The sequence below is a fragment of the Klebsiella sp. MISC125 genome, assembly GCF_051131775.1.
Classification (GTDB): Bacteria; Pseudomonadota; Gammaproteobacteria; order Enterobacterales; family Enterobacteriaceae; genus Klebsiella.
In genome coordinates this window covers 1120214-1141322 of sequence record NZ_CP180448.1, presented here as the reverse complement: position 1 = coordinate 1141322, position 21109 = coordinate 1120214, and the positions used below count along the sequence as shown (strand labels likewise).

Below are 21109 nucleotides of genomic sequence, written 5' to 3'. Positions count from 1 at the left end.
CCCTTATTTGACGGCAACTTTCACTGCGACATCTGCGCCATAGTCATTAATGTTGTTAACGGTCAGGGTCTCGCCTCTGTTCACCGCGGAAGAGAGGGCGATGGTCTGGCTAGACTGCGGGGCAAACATCACCGTTTTGCTGTTTAGCGCTTTGCCGCCGTCGCGGGAAATACGGCTTACGGTGACATAAAAAGGCGTCGGATTACTGACGGATAAATTGTTGCCATTTGCGGAAAGAACTAATTTCTCTGCTGCCGCGTCGCGGTTGCCTAATCCGTTGGGACGATAAATAAATTTAAAGCGCGAACGAATCGCCAGTTGCAGAATATTTTGCCCTTCATTTTTCTGGCTCGCCTCGACCGGCGGTATTTCCAGAAGGTTTAGCCACCACAGCATTTCTTTATCTTTAGCGAGTCCCGCGTTGCTGCCGAGCTTAATACGCAGGGTCTGGCCGCTTTTCGCGTCAACGCGGGAAATAGGTGGGGTGATAATAAATGGCGTCGTAATAGTATCCGGCGTCGCGTCGGCATTACCGTTATCCAGCCAGGCTTGCGCCAGCGCCGGACGGTCGGCGGTGTTGGAGAGCTGCACCGTTATTTCTTTTTCATTTCCTGGATAAATAAAGCGGGTGCCGTTAACAATAATATTATTGGCATGGGCCGCAAAACTAAAAATGAAACAGAAAAAAAGGGCAATACGCTTCATGCTGACCTCAGAATAAAAAATAAGCGGCAGCAGTGGCCGCTTTATAATTTGTTGTATACCCTAAGTAATTCGAATTGCAGAAAGGCGGCAAGAGAGTGAATCCCCGGGAGCTTACTCCAGTAAGTGACTGGGGTGAGCGAAAGTAGCCAACGCATATGCAATTTGAAGTATGACGGGTATATACCGCCCCGGCGCGAGGCGGTCTTATTTTTCAGTCGATATTACTGGTAGGTAATTTCGTAAGTCGCATAGCTGTTAACCACGCCGGTAGTGACAGTATCCGGAGTACTGGTGGCGTAACCAACGTAGTAAGTGAAACGTGCGCCATCCGCTACGGCAGCAGCATCGCCAACAGCTTTCGGTTGCTGATCACCGCTGCCCGGGATGATTTTGTTGGTCAGTGCGGTGGCGTTGTCGGTAGACAGAACCAGCTGGATATCCTGCGCGCCAGCCGCTTCGGTGTTCGCCAGGTAGCCCTGTTGTTTGGCGGTTGCGCCAGCCAGCAGGTTACCACCGGTCCAGTTCACGCCCAGTTTGCTCACGTCATCCAGTGCAGTTTTATCAGCAGCCTGGCAGTCAGAAACGTCGATAGTGAACGATTTTGGTTTCAGGTAGGTATCTGCGGCAGCTGCTTTAACTTCCGTTAAAGTCACCGGAGACAGATAAACGTTAGCATCGCTGCCCTGGCCGTTTACGGAAACAGTACAAGAGACGTCGGTAACTTTACCGAAGAAATTAACCTGACCGCCGCCTACATTGGTATCAGCAGCATTTGCCGCAGCCATACCAAAAAACGCAGTCGCCATTGCAGCAGAGAGAAGAACCTTTTTCATTGCCATTTCCTTGTCAGAGTGAATTAAGTATCAATGAGCAAACAGTTAATTCGCACAAAAGTCAGAAGCGATATGCGATGCTCACTTGTGCAACTGTTAATAGAAACTTCGACTGACCGGAAGCCGCAATATTTAAGGCGTCAGGAACGGATTCTATAAAGAATTCGTCGATGCTGTCGGCGTCAAAGAATGCTATTTTTCGCTGATAAATATACATTTGTTCATGAGGTGTTAATCAATGTAACAGATAGATTGCAACTATTAATGAACGAGAATTGATAGTAAAAAACAAAGTCATTGTTATTTACATCGAAGGGGAGAAAGCGATATGGAATTAACAAAATAGCTATTTATCTTGTCATAAAAGGCTATTTATCTACATAGAGAACAATCTGAATAAATCTGCCGCTACGGTCTTCCCACCAGTTGAAAATGCAGGTGCAAGGCACGCCATCCTTCTGGTGTTATCGTCACTTCGCGAAATCCTGCCGTGGTGGTAAACCATCCTTTTTGCTGACCATGCAGTAGCAGCGCCGCCCCAGCCGCACCGCCGAGGTGAAAGCGTCGTTCGCTCCAGTCCAGGCAGCCGCAGCATGCTTTGCGCCGCGATCCCAACGTCACCACAATCCCCAGGCGCGCAAAGTGCGCTTCCCCAATGGACGTCAAGGCCGTTCCATCAGGCGTTATCCAACCTTCGCGCAGGAGAAAATCATACAGCGATACCGCCACCTCCCCGGCCAGATGATCGTAACAGGTGCGTGCGACACGTAAACTGACCGGCGTGCGGGTGGACAACATCACGGCCTGCTTGCCAGCCATAGTCATCATATTCTCCAGCAGTCCGGCGACATCGCTCCCGGCGAGGCGATAGTAGCGGTGGCGACCCTGAGCAAGGCATACCAACAAGCGGCTACTGACCAGACGGCTAAGATGGGCGCTGGCGGTTGAGGGGGAAATGTCAGCAACGCTGGAGAGTTCGGTCGCCGTCCACGCCCGACCATCCATTAAGGCACAGAGCATTTTCAGCCGCGAAGCATCCGCCATCGCCGAGGCCAGTGCCGCCATGGCAATAGCGAGCGACTCATCGTCTTCAATTACCTCAACCGGTTTTAACATATCGCCTCATCTGGTTTCCCCAACGGTAAACCGCAACTTTATTATAGAAGATCGGGATTCTCTGAGCGGTACTCGCGCAGCACCTGAGCCACCCGAATCTGATAGCCAGAGAAGATATTCTCCCGCCCCTCTTTCTGCGCAGCCTGATGGCAAAGGTTGCGTTTCCAGGCCAGCACCGCTTCTTCATCCCGCCACCAGGAGAGCGACAGAATTTTCCCCGTCGTCGTCAGGCTTTGAAAACGTTCAATAGCGATGAAGCCGTCGATGGTGCAAAGCAGAGGCTTCAGTTCAGCCGCCAGCGCTAAGTAGCGTTCCTGCTTTGCAGGCGTGACTTCGGCTTCAAAGAGTACTGCGATCATGGTGTCATCCTCGCTTGATCAGTGTGAACCGCACTGTAGCTTGCACCAGAGGTTAATGCTTCGTCGGCGGGCGAAGTATGGCTCCTTGTTGCGCGCAAAAAACAGCCAATGCATTCACAAAAACAATAATCAATAACCTAAATCGAGAAAAACCTCGCCGTTAACGCAAATTTTCACTCACTGAAAAAACTGCATGAAAATTATTTATCACGTTGTTTTTATTGAGAATAAAAACCAAATGGCGAATTACACTGTCATCTTATGGTCATGAAAGTGTGATCTAAATCGCACTTTTTGCAACGCACGTTATAGTTAGCAGACTTATTATACATCCATCGAAAGCAACAACGCTTTCCACCATAAAAGTTAAAAGGATAAACACCATGAAAAACGTAAAATTACTTGCCGCTGCCGGTATGCTGTCTCTGGTCTCTTTCGCTAGCTTCGCTCAGCCGGTTAGCGTGACTTCAGATACGCTGGATAACGCAGAAGCTAAAATCGCGACCATCGCTAAAGACCAGGGCGCGTCCTACCACATTACCGAAGCTTATACTGGTAACCAGGTTCATATGACCGCTGAGCTGTCTAAATAACCAAATGGTTGCAGAGGGAGCTGCCGGACAGGTCGCCTGAAGGCGGCTAAGTCTGGCTCCCGCCACATAATAAGCACAGAGCAATGTCGAGCCCCTGATGGGGCTTTTTTGTTTTTGTCGATCTGGAAAAGCTCCCGGTGGCGCTGCGCTGACCGGGCTACAAGTGCCCAGCCGTCTGCAGGACGGTAGCCCGGACAGGCGCGACGCGCCGCCTCCGAGGAGGTTACCGACCAACAACCGTTCTCTTATTCGATAACGCCCTTTGAATCGACAACACGCTTAACAACACAATCACCAACCCCACCAGCGCCATTCCCTCTATTTTCTGTCCGAGGAAAATCCAGCCCAATATCACCGACGTTACCGGACTCAACAAACTCATCGCCGATACCGCCACCGGAGAAAGACGACCGATTCCGCGAAACCACAGGCCATACGCCAGCATTGCCCCGGCAAGACACAGCCACAAATAACCCGCAGCCTGAGTCAGCGTCACCTGATGCAGCGGCGGATCGACCAGCAACGCAATCGGTGCCAGAACAATGCCGCCGATCAGCAGCTGCCAGCCGGTCAGCGCAATGACGGGCAAAGAGATCGCCCAGCGCCGCGACAGCCAGGTCCCCAGCGCCATACTGATCGCCCCGAGGAACGCAGCCGCGATCCCCAGCGGATCGAGCGCCGTTTGCGGCGACAGCAGCAACATCGCCATCCCCACGATCCCAGCGCAGGCCGACAACACCGCCACCCAGGGCGATCGTTGGCGATCGACGCACCAGGCCAATAGCATCACCAGTAGCGGCTGAATAGCGCCAATCACCGCCGCCAGCCCACCGGGTAAACGATAAGCGGCAATGAATAGCAAGGCCTGGAACGCACCGATGTTGAGGATCCCGGTGATGATCAGCTTCCACCATTCGCTGCGCAGCGGAAAGCGGCGGCTCCAGAGAAGCAGAGCGATCCCGGCAGGCAGAACCCGCAGCAGCGCGGCGATAAACGGCCTGTCCGGCGGTAGAAACTGCGAGGTCACAATATAAGTGCTGCCCCAGATGGCGGGGGCCAGCGCGGTCAGCAGCAAATCAACAACGAGATTACGCGAAACAAAGGCCATGATTTTATCTTCACATCAAGGTAAATTGTGGTGTAAGTATGTATCGATAATTATCTTGATATCAAGACAGGTGGGCATTAATGGACAAATCACCACAGACCGACGCCGTGGATCGCATTCTTGAACAGTGGCAACGGGAACGCCCCGATCTCGATTGCAGCCCAATGGGGCCAATCGGCCGGCTGAAACGCTGCGCGATGCTGCTGGAGCCACGTATTGAAGCGGCCTTTATTCGTCACGACCTGGTGCGTTGGGAGTTTGATATGCTCGCGACCCTGCGGCGAGCAGGAGAGCCGTTTGTGCTGTCGCCAACGCAACTGTTTTCAACGTTGATGATCACTTCCGGCACCATGACGCACCGCCTTAAGGCGCTGGAAAAACGGGGTTTTATCAGCCGCCAGCCAAACCCGGAGGATGCACGCAGCCTGCTGGTCGCGCTTACGCCCGAAGGGAGAACGTTGATTGATAAAGCGGTGGAGAGCCACGTGGAGAATGAGCATCAGCTGTTGGAAGAACTTTCAGCGGCACAGCGCCAACACCTGGATGAGGTGCTAAAGGTTTTTATGCGCCTGCTGGAAAAGAGTTGATAGAACCTGTCGCCGTTATTTTCCCGGAGGCGATGCTGCGCATCTGTCCGGGCTACCGGCTCGCAGACGACGGTGCCCCCGTAGCCCGGGCAAGGCGCGTCGAGCGCCGCCCCCGGGAAAGCTATGCCAACGCAACTTCCGCTTTTCTCCCGGCTCGCGCTGCACTTAGCCGGACTACAGCATCTATTCGGGCTAACGGCCTGATTAACCATTACCCAGCGGAAACGGGCGATCCTGCACGACCGTCTTCATCACCAGCGTCGAGCGTAAGTGCTGCACGCCGGGCATCGCGGAAAGCTTGTCATCATAAAGTTTCTGGAACGCCGGGAGATCGCGTGTGACCACGTGCATCAGATAATCCGGGTCACCGAACAGGCGCTGAGCCAATACGATTTGCGGGATCTCTTCCACCGCCTCTTCGAAAGCGCTCACTGCTTTCTTATCGCCCTCTTTTAACGTCGCGAAGACAATCGCCAAAAAATTGAAACCCATTTTGGCGGGATCAAGATTCACCCGATAGCCGGTGATCACCCCTTCTTGTTCCAGCGCGCGCAGCCGTCGATGGCAAGGGGAGAGGCTTAAATTCACTCGTTCGGCAAGCTCAGTTATCGACAGTCGCCCGTCGGCCTGAAGCTCAGCAAGAATTTTTCGATCGATACTATCCATTTGGAAGATTCTCTCTTAAAAGAACGTTTAAGAGCATAACATTGAAAGCTCATTGCGCAATAAAGCCGATATTCTTTCCCTCAAATAGCCATAATTAATGAGGGAAACGACAATGGGAAATCGCCATTACCGCACAGAGGTGGGCTGTCCATGGAGATGAGCTTTATCGCCAGTTTCTGGCTGGTCTCTTTTCTACTGATCATCACCCCCGGTGCCGATTGGGCCTATGCTATCAGCGCGGGGATTAACGGACGTCGCGTGATACCGGCGGTCGCTGGACTCATGTCCGGTCACCTGTTGGCAACGCTTGTCGTGGTTGCTGGTATCGGGGTCTTAATTGCCAGCCATCCGCTGGCGCTATCGACGATTACCCTGCTGGGCGCGGGCTACCTGATGTGGCTGGGCATCGCTATTCTGCGCCACCCGCCAACGCCAAATGCCGAAGAACAAACAATGGGCACCTGGAATCGCTGGGCAGTTAAGGGGCTATGCATCAGCGGGCTGAACCCAAAGGTTTTCCTCCTGTTTCTGGCCCTGCTGCCGCAGTTTACCGATCCTAAAGGAAGCTGGTCGGTAGCGCAGCAAATGTCGACCCTTGGCGGCATTCATCTGGTGACCTGCACGCTGGTCTATTTACTGGTCGGCTACGGCGCAAAAACGCTATTGGCGACCCGGCCCCAGATGGCGCAAAAAGTCAGTATTGCTTCCGGCATGATTATGGTGGCAATAGCCGCCCTGCTGTTCTATGAACAGTTGAAATAGCGTTGGGTATAAGGCGTGGGCTAACTCTCACGCCACAGCATGTAGAAACCAGCACAGGACTGTTTTTACAAAATGATTCCCGCATTTAAAATAATCAGGCTCTATGCTCTGGTGCACTTATCAATTTTAATCGTTCCTCCGCAATAAGCATCTTATCGACAAGAAAGACTCATCTTAGTCGTATTCAAATTATTCCTGGCGACCATCAGAAATATTCACTTTCTTATTACTGCTATTCATAACAAGGTTTTTGCAGTATGGTTAACAACCTTATGATTTATGTATCTCTGAAAACATAGCCAAGGAGAAAAGAATGAGCAGGACACTATTTCCATCGAAAAAACTAAAACTCATCATAAATATAAAAATAAGCACCCCTCAACTAATAAAAATGACATCTTAAAACTATTATTAGAACCAGCATCAAAGATAATTAATTTAAATGCAGCCGAGCTTCATCATTTACCCGACGATGCTAAATAAAATGTACTATACGTCTGCATGCTAAAGGGAACATAATGAAAAATAATGTAATTTTAAGAAAAAGGAACTTCCTGACTCACAATGAAATTGAGTCATTGCTCAAAGCAGCGAATAGTGGACCTCACGCTACGCGTAACTATTGCCTGACATTATTGTGTTTCATTCACGGATTACGAGCTAGTGAAATATGCCGCCTGCAAATTTCCGATATCGATCTGGGATCTAAATGTATCTATATACACCGTCTTAAAAATGGATTTTCCACAACTCATCCTTTGCTGAATAAAGAGATCCGCGCGTTAAAAAACTGGCTGAATATCCGCAAGTCCTACCCTCAGTCTGACAGCGAGTGGTTATTTTTATCGCGAAAAGGTAATCCCCTTTCTCGCCAACAGTTTTATCAAATCATTTCCACATCAGGCGATTGTGCAGGGCTATCGCTTGAGATTCATCCGCATATGCTCCGCCACTCATGCGGATTCGCCTTAGCCAATATGGGCATTGATACCCGCCTCATACAGGACTACCTCGGTCACCGTAACATCCGCCATACCGTATGGTATACGGCCAGTAACGCTGGCCGTTTTTATGGCATCTGGGACGAAACGAAAGACAGGCAGCGGAGCCCTGTTTTACCGTAATACGCGATGCCATGGACGGCGTCAGAATTGTAGATATCCCTCGCCAAACATTAAGAAATATTAACCATGCTTTGATTATGATTATTGTTCCTGCAAGTTCATATTTCAAACATCTGCTGTCTTATTATCATATCCATCCGTTACCATGGATATAAATGCACTATTTTTCATCAGATTAAAATATCACCAGCAGTGATTTTTCCCTTTTAACTTTATATACCTGCTAAAGAGACAACCAGGTTATGTTGTAGTAACGAATAAAATCCGTAAGAATAAGATTTATCACGCATCAATATACTTGTCAGGCACGACTATAATGTCATCATTTAACCGTGATTAATCCCCTTCATATAATACGCCATTAACATTGCGGATTATTTGTGAGCTCCCCCTGTTTTTGAGCAGGGTCGTGTTATTTATCAAGATCATATCAGGAGTCATTTATTGTGAACCGACGTCGTTTTCTTACCGGTAGAGAAGTGCAGGCAATGATGCTGGCCGCCCGGCATGGGCAGACAGGAGAGAGAGATTATTGCCTTATCCTGCTCGCTTTCCGTCATGGTATGCGTATTAGCGAATTACTCGATCTTCACTATCGCGATCTCGATCTTGCTGAAGGTCGCATTAATATCCGTCGCCTGAAAAATGGATTTTCAACGATACACCCCTTGATGGTGGATGAATGTGAGGCAATCAAACGCTGGAGCCAAGTACGCACCGCCTGGAAAGGTGCAAAAAAAACCGATGCGTTGTTTATATCGCGACGTGGTACTCCGCTTTCCCGTCAGCAGGCCTACCGCATTATCCGCACTGCTGGCGTCGATGCAGGCACGGCAACGCACACTCACCCGCACATGCTACGTCATGCCTGTGGTTACGAGCTGGCGGAAAGAGGAGCGGATACTCGTCTTATTCAGGACTATCTTGGCCATAGAAACATTCGCCATACCGTGCGATATACCGCCAGCAACGCTGCTCGATTCGCGGGATTATGGGAACGAAACAATCTCATGGAAGTGAATTTACAAAATCAAAGGATACAGAGTAAGGAATTGATAAATAAGAAAAAATAAAAGAGTGAACAGGTCAATTGGGGCCAAACTGTGTGCATCATAAAAATATTCAGTAACCTTTTGCAACCATAGAATGCATCCCATACGGCAAAGATAGCAATATCACATTGATTATTAGGCATTTTTTATTTTCGTTATTTTCAAATAATCCCCTTCTTTTCACCGCATAGGCTCCACACCACGTTGTTCCAGATAGCCTTCCGTGGCTCATCCCCCCAACATCATCAATAGATTACATTAACAACAAACAATAATTAAGATTAAAACTCCAAATAAAAACAACAAAACCAGATTATTCAGTTAATTATTCTAACGAGTCAAAATGGCCCCAAATGTCTCATATTTTGGGTGAAAAACATGCAGAACCGCAGTCGAAAATCCCGACTGAATCATGGAATACCTGGAGGTCATGATGACGGCCAGATCGGTTCGTAATCCCGATATTGTACAAAGGAAAACAACATGAAAATCAAAACACTGGCAATCGTTGTACTGTCAGCTCTGTCTCTGAGCTCCGCAGCGGCTCTGGCCGATACCACGGTAAATGGCGGCACGGTGCATTTTAAAGGGGAAGTCGTCAACGCAGCATGCGCAATTGACGCAGGTTCAATCGATCAGACCGTTCCAATGGGCCAGGTTCGTTCGGCAAAACTCGCCACTCCAGGCAGCACCAGTACGGCTGTCGGCTTCAATATCCAGTTGAACGATTGTGATACTACCGTGGCCACCAAAGCATCCGTCGCGTTCACAGGTACCGCAATTGACAGTACCAACACCACCGTACTGGCGCTGCAAAGCTCAGCGGCAGGTAGCGCGACTAACGTTGGCGTACAGATCCTTGATCGTACAGGTACTCCGCTGGCGCTGGATGGCGCGACCTTCGGCGCGGCGTCCACTCTGAACGATGGCACCAATATCATCCCGTTCCAGGCTCGCTACTACGCGACCGCCGCAGCCACTGCCGGTACCGCTAACGCTGACGCGACCTTCAAAGTGCAATACCAGTAATTCATTCATCAAGCAGGGAAGCATGTCGGGCCAGGAAGGCCCGTTATCCATAACGGAACTCGGGTGATAACGATGCAAAGGATGAAGTCAGGTCTGTTGATTTTTTTGCTCCCCCCGCTGGCGATGGCCGGCAATCAGTGGAACGTCACTTTGCCCGGGGGAAATATGCGTTTTCAGGGCGTCATCATTGCCGAGTCCTGCCGTGTTGAAGCGGGTGACCAGCAGATGACAGTCAACATGGGACAGATCAGCAGTAATCGGTTTCATTCGGCCGGGGAAGATACCAATCCGATCCCTTTCGATATTCATCTGCAGGAGTGCAGCACCGCCGTCAGCCAACGCGTTGGCGTGACGTTTCACGGCGTCGCCGATGGTAAAAACCCGGACGTACTCTCGGTCGGCGAGGGCCCGGGGATCGCTACCGGTATTGGCGTTGCTCTGTTTGATAAAGAAGACCATCTGATCCCACTGAACAGTCCTCCCGCAGCCTGGACAAGATTGTATACCGGGCCAACTACATTGCACTTTGTGGCGAAATATCGGGCAACAGGGCATCAGGTTACCGGGGGAGCGGCTAACGCTCAGGCCTGGTTCTCCCTGACCTACCAGTAATTAACCAGCAGACGTACCAAAACAGGAAACGACGGTGAGTATAAAAGGAATAAGCGTGAGAAAAACACTGGCGATGACGCGCGGTTTACTGGCAGGAGTGCTGATGATAGCCGCTATCGGATTTACCGCTCAGGCCCAGGCAGGCGTGGCGCTGGGCGCGACCCGCGTTATTTACCCTTCCGGGCAGAAGCAGGTTCAGCTGGCGGTCACCAATAACGACGAAAAGAGCACATGGTTGATTCAATCATGGGTGGAAAATACCGATGGTGCAAAAGACGGGCGTTTTGTTATCACCCCGCCACTGTTTGCCATGCAGGGAAAAAAAGAGAACACCCTGCGCATCATTGATGCCACCAACAACCAGCTGCCGCAGGACCGGGAAACCCTGTTCTGGATGAACGTCAAAGCCATTCCGTCGATGGACAAGTCGAAACTTAGCGATAACACCCTGCAGCTGGCGATTATCAGCCGCATCAAGCTTTACTATCGCCCGGCAAAACTGGCGCTGCCGCCGGATCAGGCGCCGGAAAAGCTGAAGTTTCGCCGCGGCGCAGGCTCGCTCACGCTGATCAACCCCACCCCATATTACCTGACGGTCACCGAACTCAATGCCGGAACCCGGATACTGGAGAATGCCCTGGTTCCGCCAATGGGAGAAACCAGCGTCAAACTGCCTTCCGATGCAGGTAGCGAGATTACGTACCGGACCATTAACGACTACGGCGCACTGACCCCGAAAACGAAAGGCGCAATGCAATAACTGACGGGAGAACGCATTCTCCCGGAAATAAAAATAAGAACTGACAGCCGGGCGACTTTGGACCGGAGGGACTATGTCACATCTGAAATATGGACTCGACTACCTGGGCTCCGGGCGTATAAACAGCCATGGGCCGATAAATGTGCGCGCTTTCGCCCCAGTCACGCTGGCCCTTTTACTCTCCTCACCGATCTTTTCAGTGCAGGCAGAGCTCTATTTTAATCCGCGTTTTTTAGCGGACGACCCTGCCGCCGTGGCAGACTTATCAGGATTTGCCAGCGGCCAGGAGGTGCCTCCGGGAACCTATCGCGTCGATATTTATCTTAACGATGGTTTTATGGCCACTCGCGATGTCACTTTTAATGCAGGAAAGAGCGGCCATGCGCTGCTCCCCTGCCTGACCCGCGGGCAGCTTTCAGGAATGGGCGTGAATACCTCATCCGTTGAGGGGATCAACACCCTGGCGTCCGATGCCTGCGTGCCGATAACCGAGATTATCAAAGATGCCACCACCCGCTTTGATGTTGGCTTACAGCGGCTCTATCTGACCATTCCCCAGGCGTTCATGGGCAATCGCGCCCGTGGCTATATCCCGCCTGAGCTCTGGGACCACGGGATTAACGCCGGGCTGCTGAACTATAACTTCACCGGTAATAACGTCCACAACGACATCGGCGGCAGTAGTCACTACGCCTATCTGAATCTGCAAAGCGGGCTGAACCTCGGTGCGTGGCGTCTGCGTGACAACACCACCTGGAGCTACAGCAGCAGCGGCAGTTCTTCAACCAATGAAAACAAGTGGCAGCACGTCAATACCTGGCTTGAGCGCGACATCACCCCACTACGCTCACGCCTGACGCTTGGCGACAGCTACACCAACGGCGATGTCTTCGATGGCATTAACTTCCGCGGGGCGCAGTTAGCCTCCGACGACAATATGCTGCCGGACAGCCAGAAGGGATTTGCTCCGGTGATCCACGGTATTGCCCGCGGCACGGCGCAGGTTTCGGTGAAGCAGAACGGCTATGAGATCTACCAGAGCACGGTGCCGCCCGGCCCGTTCACCATTAACGATCTCTACTCCGCAGGCAACGGCGGCGATCTGCAGGTGACCATCAAAGAGGCCGACGGCAGCAGCCAGGTTTTCACCGTTCCCTACTCATCCGTCCCGGTGCTCCAGCGCGAGGGCCATACCCGCTATGCCGCCACCGCTGGGGAGTTTCGCAGCGGCAACGATCAGCAGGACAAACCGAAGTTTTTCCAGAGCACTCTTTTGCACGGTTTACCGGCTGGCTGGACGCTGTACGGCGGTACCCAGCTGGCAGACCGCTATCGCGCCTTTAATCTCGGCGTGGGGAAAAACCTCGGGCAGTTAGGTGCCTTGTCGCTGGATGTGACTCAGGCCAACGCGACCCTGCCCGATGACAGCAAGCATCAGGGACAGTCGGTGCGTTTCCTCTATAACAAGTCGCTGACGGATACCGGAACAAATATTCAACTGGTGGGCTACCGCTACTCTACGCGCGGCTATTTCAGCTTAGCTGACACCACCTATAACCGAATGAGCGGCTACAACGTCGACACTCAGGATGGCGTGATTGAAGTAAAGCCGAAGTTCACCGACTACTACAACCTCGCATATAACAAGCGCGGCAAAGTGCAGCTCAGCGTTACCCAGCAGTTAGGACGCACCGCCACCCTCTACCTCAGCGGCAGTCATCAAACCTACTGGGGAACCAGCAGCGCCGACCAACAGCTACAGGCCGGACTGAACGCCGCCATTGATGATATCAACTGGACGCTGAGCTACAGCCTGACCAAAAACGCCTGGCAGCAGGGCCGTGACCAGATGCTGGCGCTTAATTTTAGTATCCCGTTCAGCCACTGGATGCGCTCCGACAGTACCTCGGCCTGGAAAAATGGTAACGCCAGCTACAGCATGTCTAACGACCTGAATGGTCGAACCACCAGCCTCGCAGGCCTGTACGGCACGTTGCTGGAGGACAACAACCTGAGCTACAGCGTACAAACCGGCTACGCGGGCGGCGGGGAAGGTAACAGCGGCAGTACTGGCTACGCGGCGCTGAACTACCGCGGCGGCTACGGTAACGCCAACGTCGGCTACAGCCGTAGCGACGGCATTAAGCAGCTTTACTACGGCCTGAGCGGCGGCGTACTGGCCCACGCCGATGGCGTCACTCTCAGCCAGCCAATGAACGATACCGTGGTGCTGATCAAAGCTCCTGGAGCAGACGGGGTGAAGGTGGAAAACCAGACCGGTGTTCGTACCGACTGGCGCGGCTACGCCGTGCTGCCCTACGCCACCGAATACCGGGAAAACCGGGTGGCGCTGAATACCAATACGCTCGCCAACAATGTCGACCTTGATGATGCCGTGGTCAGTATTGTGCCGACCCACGGAGCGATAGCGCGTGCCGAATTTAAAGCCAGCGTCGGTATGAAGCTACTGATGAAGCTGACTCACAACGGTAAACCGGTTCCCTTTGGCGCAATGGTCGCCTCTGTGGGCAGCCAGAATAGCAGCATCGTTGCCGATGATGGCCTGGTCTATCTGAGCGGGATGCCGCTGACGGGCAAGGTGCGTGCGAAGTGGGGAGAAGGGCCGGATGCCAGTTGCGAAGCCGACTATCGTCTGCCGCCGGAAAGCCAGAACCAGGCGCTAAGTCAGCTGTCGGCAGTATGCCGCTAAGGAAGCAATGATGATGAGAAAAAACCTGTATCTGCTGGGCACCATACTCTCTCTGGTCTCCTTCAGCACGCCTGCCGCCGATAGCACCATCACGATTAGTGGATATGTGCGAGATAACACCTGCGCCGTTGCGGGGGAATCAAAGGATTTTACCGTCGACCTGATGAATAACGCCGCAAAGCAGTTTAATGCCATCGGCACGACCACGCCGCTGGTGCCTTTTCGCATCGTGCTGTCGCCCTGCGGCGGTTCCGTTACCGCGGTCAAAGTCGGTTTTACCGGCGTAGCGGACAGCGACAACACCAGTTTGCTTAAGCTCGATAGCGGAGTATCGGCGGCTTCCGGCATCGGCGTGCAGATCCTCAGCGGCAGCCGGGTACCTCTGGTTCTCAACTCCCCCTCGTCAAATATTACATGGACAACACTCAAGCCCGGTCAAACCAATACGCTGAGCTTTTATGCCCGATTGATGACCGCGCGCGTCCCGATAAGCGCAGGACACGTTAGTGCTACCGCGACGTTCACTCTTGAATTTCAGTAACCGGAGGCTGATATGAAATGGACTCATGCACGCTGGCTGCTGGCCGGTTTACTGGCCTTCGCCAGCACCTCCCATGCCGCCGATGTGACCATTACCGTTAACGGCAAAGTGGTGGCCAGGCCCTGCACCATATCTACGCCGAAGGCTACCGTCGATTTGGGTGATTTATACACCTTCAATATGCTTTCACCCGGAGCGGCATCGGGCTGGCATAACGTCACGCTCGATCTCAGCAACTGCCCGATTGGCACGTCACGAGTCACCGCCAGCTTCAGCGGCCCGGCGGATGCTACTGGCTACTACAAAAATCAGGGTACCGCCGGAAATATCCAGTTGGAACTGCAGGATGATGGTGGCGCCAGGTTGAATACCGGCACCGCGAAAGAGATAAAGGTGGACGACACAACCCAGACAGCCCGCTTCCCGCTACGGGTCAGAGCGCTGACGGTCAACGGTGGAGCCACCCAGGGAACGATTCAGGCGGTAATTAACGTCACCTACACCTACGCCTGAAAGGGAGAATACTATGTTGCAGAAATCAGTCTTAATAACTGGCGCCTTTTTTAAAATTACATTTTTTATCGCTGCACTTTTTATTTCGTTCTCATTTAACGCAAACGCATTCACATGCATTACGGCATCTGGCCAAAAATTAGGGGCGGACCAGTCAGGAGGAATGGTTCAAAGCGCTAATGTTGGTGTTTCCCTTGCACCAACCATTACAGCTAACAGTACCTTAGTTATTGATCTGGCAAATTATATATCATGTGCAAATCAGGCTGTACTTCCATCTTACGACGTCATCAGGGCTGAAAACGGTTCAGGATTTATCGACGTTCTTAACGGATTCACGGGAACATTCACGTATTATGGCAGCTCATACCCCTTCCCATTAACCAGCCCGACCAGCTATATCAAACCTGGGGATTATAATGTTTATCAACCCTGGAGGGCCGCTGTTTTTCTTACGCCAATTAGTGTTGCAGGCGGGAAAGTATTAAAAGCCGGAGAATACTTTGCATCGCTTAAACTGTATAAATTACTTCTTGATGGCTCTGGAGCGCCGTCTGGTGGAACTGGATATCCTGATGAATTTACCTGGAACCTGTATGCACTGAATGATGTTGTCATCCCGACGGGTGGGTGTGATGTTTCTGCTCGTGATGTGACGGTGAACCTCCCGGAATATCCCGCTTCAACGGCGATCCCGTTGACGGTTCACTGCGGACAAAACCAGAAGCTGGGCTACTACCTATCCGGCACCACGACAGATACCGCCAACTCGATCTTCGCCAATACCGCTTCGGCTTCTCCGGCGCAAGGGGTTGGCGTCCAGTTGACGCGTAATGGTACCGTCGTCCCTGCCAACAGCACGATATCCTTAGGAGTCGTGAGCACCTCCTCTGTCGACCTCGGCCTCACCGCGACCTATGCACGCACCAGCGGGCAGGTCACCGCGGGCAACGTCCAGTCAATTATCGGGGTGACCTTTGTTTACCAGTAGCGCGCCTGTCGCGCACGGCAGAGCGGGGATAGATTATATCCTCTCGCCCTGCTCGTTGGTGGCCGACGGGCTGGTAAAAGTCATGACGGCCTGTGGGATGCGGCCCGTGGTGCTGCCGCTGGACGCGACGACATTACCTGCCGGAGCTGATATTCGCCGCATCGTGGTATTTCTGCCCGAAGCTCCGGCCAGGCTGCTTATCACTCTGCAGCAAGTCGCCTCGATGCTGGAGCTGGCGGCCACGCCGCTACCGATGCTGATCCTCAGCCGTAGCCCGGCCAGCTGGCTGTGGCATACCCTGCTGCATCAGGTTATCGACCACCATCTGCTTTCTGAAGTGAGTGCCGCCGCCTCCGACCTGCCCGTCCCGAGTCTGACCACACTACTCCAGGACTATACTCTGGAAAGATATCCTTCGCTTAAACAGCTGGCGGACGAAGAGATGCGGATCGGCGGAAGAAAAGCTGGCGGACTCACCAGACAGGAGCTGAATGCTATTCTCGGTTTACTTAGCGGAGACAGTGTTAACGCCCAGGCAAAACACCGCGGTATTAGCCACAAAACGCTTTATACCCAGCGAACCGCAGGACTGAAAAAAATCGTCGAGCATCATCCTCAGTTGGCAACCCGTTTCCCCGGCAACCAGACAAAGAGACAGAAAATACAACCTAACGCTGCACTTTCCGCCTTCGAGCGTGAATTTGTCCATGCTGTCCACTGTCGGCAAATTTTCCCGGTTTTCCAGCCCATTACTGATGGTCGGATGCAGCTTAAAGGTCTGGAGCTCCTCTCTCGCTGGCGGCAAAACGGTCACGTTATTCTTCCGGGCGATTTTTTACCGCAGTTGCGCTCAGAGTACGCATGGCTGGTTTTGACGGCCTTTGTACTACGGGAGGCCGTGCAGAATATCAATCAGCATCCGGGAGAGTTTTATTTCTCGGTCAATATCCCCGCCGCCATCGCCAGCCATGAAAATCTGGTCAGTATGCTGGAAACGGCGCGTCAGCAACTGCATCAGCCACATGTATCTTGTCGGCTGGTACTGGAATTTGCTGAAACCATCGACATCAATCGCCAGAGCAAAGTGGCTGAAAACATCGCCCGATTACGCAAGCAGGGCTTCACCATTATGCTGGATGACTGCTTTTCACAAAGCAGCGTCATGTTTCCGGTGCGCTCCGTCAAATTCAGCGCATATAAGCTGGATATGAGTATTGTGAATGATATGCAGGGAGATCTACACGCGCTCGCGCTGATAAAAAGCCTGATCTACTATTGTCAGCTGACCGGCAGCCGCTGTATTGCTGAAGGGGTGGACAGTCTGGATAAATTCAATAAATTGAAAGCGCTGGGGATCGATCGGTTTCAGGGATACTTCATCTCAGCGCCGGTGGAGCGAGAAAACGTCGGCGATCTTATTCACCAGCGCTTGTCTGACCGTGCGCTTACCCTAATCACCGGGTAAGCCGGCTATCAGAGCTTAAAAATAAATGCGCCAGCGTACTGGCGCATTTATTTGAGACGGATGACAAACAAGGTTTAAAGATTGTGCTCGCGTTTCTGCCGGGCGGCGGCTGACGCCTTGCCCGGCCTACAAAATCCACAATATCAATAAATTATACATTTTTCGTAGGCCCGGTAAGGCGCTAGCCGCCACCGGGCAATTCCAGACAGGTGCTCTTTGTCAGCAATCTGATTTCAGGCGCGAATATCGTCGTACTCGCGGGTATTATCAAATTCATGTTTAGCAAACGGGCACAACGGAATAATTTTCCGCTGCTCGCCACGCATTTTTTCGACCACTTTCGCCACCAGCTTTTTCCCCACGCCCTGACCTTTCAGGCTGGGGTCCACGTCAGTGTGTTCAATAATACTGAGATGCTCGCCTGTCGGTACAAAAACGATTTCCGCCACCTGATTCCCTTCGGCGTCATTGACGTAAAACTTGTTGTGGCCTTCCAGTATTTCCATCATTTCCTCGCTTATTTGTGGCGATACTTCAATGCGCCGCTTGGGCAGGTATCGATAACCTTCATGACCGTGGTGACATCCACCTCATCGGGAACGATCCACGGTTTACGTTTCAGGTTGAAGAGCTTTGCGCTACCGCGCACGCAGTTTCCCGAGTGCTGGCAGAGAGCGGTATTGAAGTAGACATCAATCTGCTCCCCGGTATAGGCGCGATAGCCCGCTTCCAGTAGTTCCTTATCCATGACATTGCCTCAGCTGTTTTTATTGGTATGGTTGTAAGCATAGTCCCGGACGCTAACGCTGGCTATGGGGGATAAGGTCGCGTTAATTTAACAAACGCCACTCTCGCGCCTGATTTACCGCCTGAATACGTCCCTTCACCTGTAGCTTCTCGTAAAGCTGCTTGAGATGCCATTTGACGGTTTCCGCCGAAATGCCCAGCTCGCGCGCAACGCCTTTATTGGAATACCCCTCGGCGATCAAACGCAGCGTTTGCTGCTCCCGTTCGGTAAGACGCAACGCGGGCGGCTGCGGGCGATTCTCATCCGTGGCAATCCCGGCGGTCGCGAAATGCGATAACAGAGATGGGATATCAGCGGCCAGGTTGTCGTCCGGCCCACCACGTTTAAGTATCTCACTCAGTAGCGAAGCCATCTCCACCCCGCCCTCCAGCAGGCTGCGCAACAGTCCCTGGTGCAATGCGCGCGAAAGGGCCGGGCGGCAAACAAACACAGCCTGCTCCAGAGCCCCCGCGCGCCAAAGGGCGAGCGCCTGCATCAGCCGTAAACGCACGGCAAACAGCCACTCGCCGTTGTGTTCCCGGACGCTTGCCAGTTTATCCAGCTGCCGCGCGGCGGCCAGCGGATCGCCGGAAGCATAAAGTAAACGACTCTGGCTTAACGCGACATATCCGCCAACCGCATCCTGCTGTTGCGCCTGATTAAGCCCCTGTAGGCGGCACAGCAGCGCTTCGGCAGTTGATCTGTCACCCGCGTGGAGCGACATGGCGAGCCGTTCCGCCAGCAGTGGAGCCTGCGCCCGCAGCCAGCCGCGCTGGGCGGCCAACCCCTCGGCATGAAGCAATAACGACTCCGCCTTTTCCCGCTCGCCTGCCGCGCGAGCCTGACGGGCCAGCACGATGTAGCAGCGGCTAAGGCCGTCCGGCGGGCAAAAGTTATCAATCATCTCCAGGCGTGGGGCGAGCAGGCTCTGGACCTGCTCAATGTCGCCTTTTTCCCAGGCAATCTCCGCCAGTATGGGGGCCAGAGTCGCCCCGCTGCTGGAGTTAGCACCGGTATGCTGTTGCGCATAACGCAGCGCACGCGTGGCCTGCCGCTCCGCCTCGGCGAGATTCCCCTGGCGCAGATAACCCTGCGCCATTACGAACGCCCGGTAGACTTCAACAAAAAGGTTACGGTTGGCGACGCTCGCTCCCGCCACCCGCTGCTGAACATCCAGCGCCTGCTGTGGCCGTGAATCCGCGAGGTGGCAGTAGCTGAGGATGTTGCATACCAGGCCATCGACCCAAACATCGCCGCACGGCACCTCGCACAGCAGCGGCTCGACAATGGCAATGCTGCGCGAAATGTTGTCAGCAAAGGCTTCGCAAATCGCCCGCACAACCTGCAACTTTACCCGCGAACTGTGGGCCAGAACATCAGGCCTGGCAGCCGCCTGCATCTCAATGGCATCGAGCAGTTGGCGGGCATCACTAAAGCGGAAACGGTGCGCTAGCGCCCAGGCCAGATTGAGCTGAAGTTCAATGCGCGACGGATCAAGGTTGTCGGGTAGATAGCGGATCCAGCGCACGAGGGTATCAATATCCCCCTCTTCCGCCAGCGACTGCGCCCCGGCCTCGGCATCCTTCGTCGCCGATTTACCAGCAGCCAGCGCGTGGCGAATCGCCTCAGCCCAAAGCTGTTGTGAGGCAAACCAGCCGCTGGCGCGGTCGTGCAACTGGCGAATATCAATCTCGCTACTGTGCTGCAGGCGGTGCAGTAAGGCATCGCGCATCAGCGGATGATAGCGAAACCAGAGGCCGCCCTCATCCAGCGCCGACAGAAACAGGTTGTGCTGCCCAATCCACGCCAGCATCTCCCTGGCGTTATCTTTGCCGCTAACCGCATCGCATAACGCCGGGTGCAGGCGGTTAAGCAGTGAAGTGTGCAGAAGAAAATCAAATACCTCAGTTGGAAGCGGCGCAAAGATAACCTCTTCGAGATAGCGGGAGATTGACCGCGAGCTGGCGCTAAGCCCCATCGCCGCAGATGAAGAACCGGCGGCATCATGGGATAGCGCGGCCATTTTCATCCCCGCCACCCAACCTTCCGTCAGCGCAATCAGCCGGGGAATATCCTGCGCATTAAGCGCTGACGATGCAGCGAAATAGGCACTGGCTTCGCTGGGATTAAAACGCAGCTCCGGGTCATACACCTCCAGTAGCTGGTCCTGCATTTGCAGGCGACTTAGCGCTAAAGGCGGCTGGTGACGGCTGCCGATAATCAGATGCAAAGAAGACGGCGCATGGTTTAGCAGCCAGCTCATTCCCCGCTGAATCGCCGGGTCGGTAATGCACTGATAGTCGTCGAGAATAAGATAAAGCGGGTGCGGGCACTGATTGAGCTGATTGACGAGTTCGGCAAGGAACAGAGTGATATCGGCTGGAAGTTCCCCCTCCAGAGCATGTAGAAAAGGCGAGCTCCAGCCTTGCCACAGCGGTCGTAGCGCCTCCTGCAAATAGCGCATAAACAGCAGCGGCGCGCTGTCATCCTCATCAAGGCTCAGCCAGGCCAGCGCATCACCTTGTCGATGGCGATGCCGATACCACTGCGCCAGCAGGGTCGTTTTGCCAAATCCGGCGGGGGCGCAAACCAGCGTCAAGCGGCGGGATGTCGCGTCATCGAGGCGCTGGAGCAGGCGCTCCCGGGCCAATAGCGTTTCCGGCGAGCGGGGCGGCGTAAAGCGGGTGGCGATTAGCGGCAGCGCGCGCGTGAAGCGGAAAGGTTCCTGCTCAACAAAGGCCGCCAGTGAATCATCCTGTGAGGATAAAAAAGCCATACCGCGATTACCTCTTAATC

The 21109-nt window shown here is 53.3% G+C and carries 22 protein-coding genes; 13 read left to right on the top strand and 9 right to left on the bottom strand.

What is annotated here, in order from left to right; all coding sequences use genetic code 11:
- Positions 1–3: 3 nt before the first annotated feature.
- The 4 genes from ACMYSL_RS05440 to ACMYSL_RS05425 form a co-directional block, all read right to left on the bottom strand.
- Positions 4–705 (bottom strand): fimbrial biogenesis chaperone, encoded by a 702-nt coding sequence (locus tag ACMYSL_RS05440; protein ID WP_434661645.1) that lies wholly within the window; start codon positions 703–705, stop codon positions 4–6.
- A 221-nt stretch (positions 706–926) separates the two neighbouring features.
- Positions 927–1538, bottom strand: a complete 612-nt coding sequence (locus tag ACMYSL_RS05435; protein WP_434661644.1) for a fimbrial protein — start codon at positions 1536–1538, stop codon at positions 927–929.
- A 408-nt stretch (positions 1539–1946) separates the two neighbouring features.
- Positions 1947–2654: an ArsR/SmtB family transcription factor gene (locus ACMYSL_RS05430; protein WP_434661643.1), complete on the bottom strand. Its 708-nt coding sequence runs from the start codon at positions 2652–2654 to the stop codon at positions 1947–1949.
- Between the two features lie 41 nt (positions 2655–2695).
- A complete protein-coding gene (locus ACMYSL_RS05425) occupies positions 2696–3013 on the bottom strand; it encodes an antibiotic biosynthesis monooxygenase family protein (RefSeq protein WP_182234760.1) in 318 nt (105 codons plus the stop codon).
- Positions 3014–3396: 383 nt separating this feature from the next.
- Here ACMYSL_RS05425 and ACMYSL_RS05420 point away from each other — a divergent pair, with 383 nt between their 5' ends.
- Entirely contained in the window at positions 3397–3606 is a 210-nt protein-coding gene (locus tag ACMYSL_RS05420) for a YdgH/BhsA/McbA-like domain containing protein (protein WP_181484981.1), read from the top strand.
- A 223-nt stretch (positions 3607–3829) separates the two neighbouring features.
- Here ACMYSL_RS05420 and ACMYSL_RS05415 read toward each other — a convergent pair whose 3' ends face one another.
- On the bottom strand, positions 3830–4714 hold the full coding sequence (locus ACMYSL_RS05415) for an EamA family transporter (RefSeq protein ID WP_434661642.1): 885 nt from the start codon (positions 4712–4714) through the stop codon (positions 3830–3832).
- Positions 4715–4794: 80 nt separating this feature from the next.
- On the opposite strand from ACMYSL_RS05415, the gene ACMYSL_RS05410 reads away from it, so the two are divergent.
- A complete protein-coding gene (locus ACMYSL_RS05410; protein WP_434661641.1) occupies positions 4795–5301 on the top strand; it encodes a MarR family winged helix-turn-helix transcriptional regulator in 507 nt (168 codons plus the stop codon).
- A 204-nt stretch (positions 5302–5505) separates the two neighbouring features.
- Here ACMYSL_RS05410 and ACMYSL_RS05405 read toward each other — a convergent pair whose 3' ends face one another.
- On the bottom strand, positions 5506–5967 hold the full coding sequence (locus tag ACMYSL_RS05405; RefSeq protein WP_142466879.1) for an Lrp/AsnC family transcriptional regulator: 462 nt from the start codon (positions 5965–5967) through the stop codon (positions 5506–5508).
- A 150-nt stretch (positions 5968–6117) separates the two neighbouring features.
- Between ACMYSL_RS05405 and ACMYSL_RS05400 the strand changes: the two genes are divergently transcribed.
- From ACMYSL_RS05400 to ACMYSL_RS05350, 11 genes are all read left to right on the top strand, one after another.
- Entirely contained in the window at positions 6118–6729 is a 612-nt protein-coding gene (locus ACMYSL_RS05400; RefSeq protein ID WP_304253411.1) for a LysE family translocator, read from the top strand.
- 518 nt (positions 6730–7247) lie between these two features.
- Positions 7248–7853 carry a tyrosine-type DNA invertase gene (locus ACMYSL_RS05395; RefSeq protein WP_434661639.1) on the top strand — a complete coding sequence of 202 codons (606 nt, stop codon included), beginning with the start codon at positions 7248–7250 and terminating at the stop codon, positions 7851–7853.
- 446 nt (positions 7854–8299) lie between these two features.
- Positions 8300–8926 carry a tyrosine-type DNA invertase gene (locus ACMYSL_RS05390; protein WP_182234770.1) on the top strand — a complete coding sequence of 209 codons (627 nt, stop codon included), beginning with the start codon at positions 8300–8302 and terminating at the stop codon, positions 8924–8926.
- A 462-nt stretch (positions 8927–9388) separates the two neighbouring features.
- The gene (fimA, locus tag ACMYSL_RS05385) at positions 9389–9934 is read left to right on the top strand and encodes a type 1 fimbrial major subunit FimA (protein WP_112217156.1); all 546 of its coding nucleotides are present in this window, start codon (positions 9389–9391) and stop codon (positions 9932–9934) included.
- 72 nt (positions 9935–10006) lie between these two features.
- Positions 10007–10546 carry a fimbrial protein gene (locus ACMYSL_RS05380; RefSeq protein WP_130624348.1) on the top strand — a complete coding sequence of 180 codons (540 nt, stop codon included), beginning with the start codon at positions 10007–10009 and terminating at the stop codon, positions 10544–10546.
- 73 nt (positions 10547–10619) lie between these two features.
- Positions 10620–11306 carry a fimbria/pilus periplasmic chaperone gene (locus ACMYSL_RS05375; RefSeq protein ID WP_434663961.1) on the top strand — a complete coding sequence of 229 codons (687 nt, stop codon included), beginning with the start codon at positions 10620–10622 and terminating at the stop codon, positions 11304–11306.
- Positions 11307–11379: 73 nt separating this feature from the next.
- Entirely contained in the window at positions 11380–14016 is a 2637-nt protein-coding gene (locus ACMYSL_RS05370) for a fimbrial biogenesis usher protein (protein WP_434661637.1), read from the top strand.
- Between the two features lie 10 nt (positions 14017–14026).
- Positions 14027–14557 carry a fimbrial protein gene (locus ACMYSL_RS05365; protein ID WP_434663959.1) on the top strand — a complete coding sequence of 177 codons (531 nt, stop codon included), beginning with the start codon at positions 14027–14029 and terminating at the stop codon, positions 14555–14557.
- Between the two features lie 12 nt (positions 14558–14569).
- Positions 14570–15070 (top strand): fimbrial protein, encoded by a 501-nt coding sequence (locus ACMYSL_RS05360; protein WP_434661636.1) that lies wholly within the window; start codon positions 14570–14572, stop codon positions 15068–15070.
- Between the two features lie 13 nt (positions 15071–15083).
- Positions 15084–16061, top strand: coding sequence for a fimbrial protein (locus tag ACMYSL_RS05355; RefSeq protein ID WP_434661635.1), 978 nt, complete (start codon positions 15084–15086; stop codon positions 16059–16061).
- Between the two features lie 28 nt (positions 16062–16089).
- On the top strand, positions 16090–17526 hold the full coding sequence (locus tag ACMYSL_RS05350) for an EAL domain-containing protein (RefSeq protein WP_434663956.1): 1437 nt from the start codon (positions 16090–16092) through the stop codon (positions 17524–17526).
- Positions 17527–17759: 233 nt separating this feature from the next.
- On the opposite strand, the gene ACMYSL_RS05345 is transcribed toward ACMYSL_RS05350, so the two are convergent.
- The 3 genes from ACMYSL_RS05345 to ACMYSL_RS05335 form a co-directional block, all read right to left on the bottom strand.
- The gene (locus ACMYSL_RS05345) at positions 17760–18032 is read right to left on the bottom strand and encodes a GNAT family N-acetyltransferase (protein ID WP_110276387.1); all 273 of its coding nucleotides are present in this window, start codon (positions 18030–18032) and stop codon (positions 17760–17762) included.
- 11 nt (positions 18033–18043) lie between these two features.
- Complete coding sequence (yjdI, locus tag ACMYSL_RS05340) at positions 18044–18274, bottom strand: 4Fe-4S mono-cluster protein YjdI (RefSeq protein ID WP_182234780.1); 231 nt, start codon at positions 18272–18274, stop codon at positions 18044–18046.
- Between the two features lie 82 nt (positions 18275–18356).
- Positions 18357–21089 (bottom strand): LuxR C-terminal-related transcriptional regulator, encoded by a 2733-nt coding sequence (locus ACMYSL_RS05335; protein ID WP_434661634.1) that lies wholly within the window; start codon positions 21087–21089, stop codon positions 18357–18359.
- Between the last annotated feature and the right edge of the window lie 20 nt (positions 21090–21109).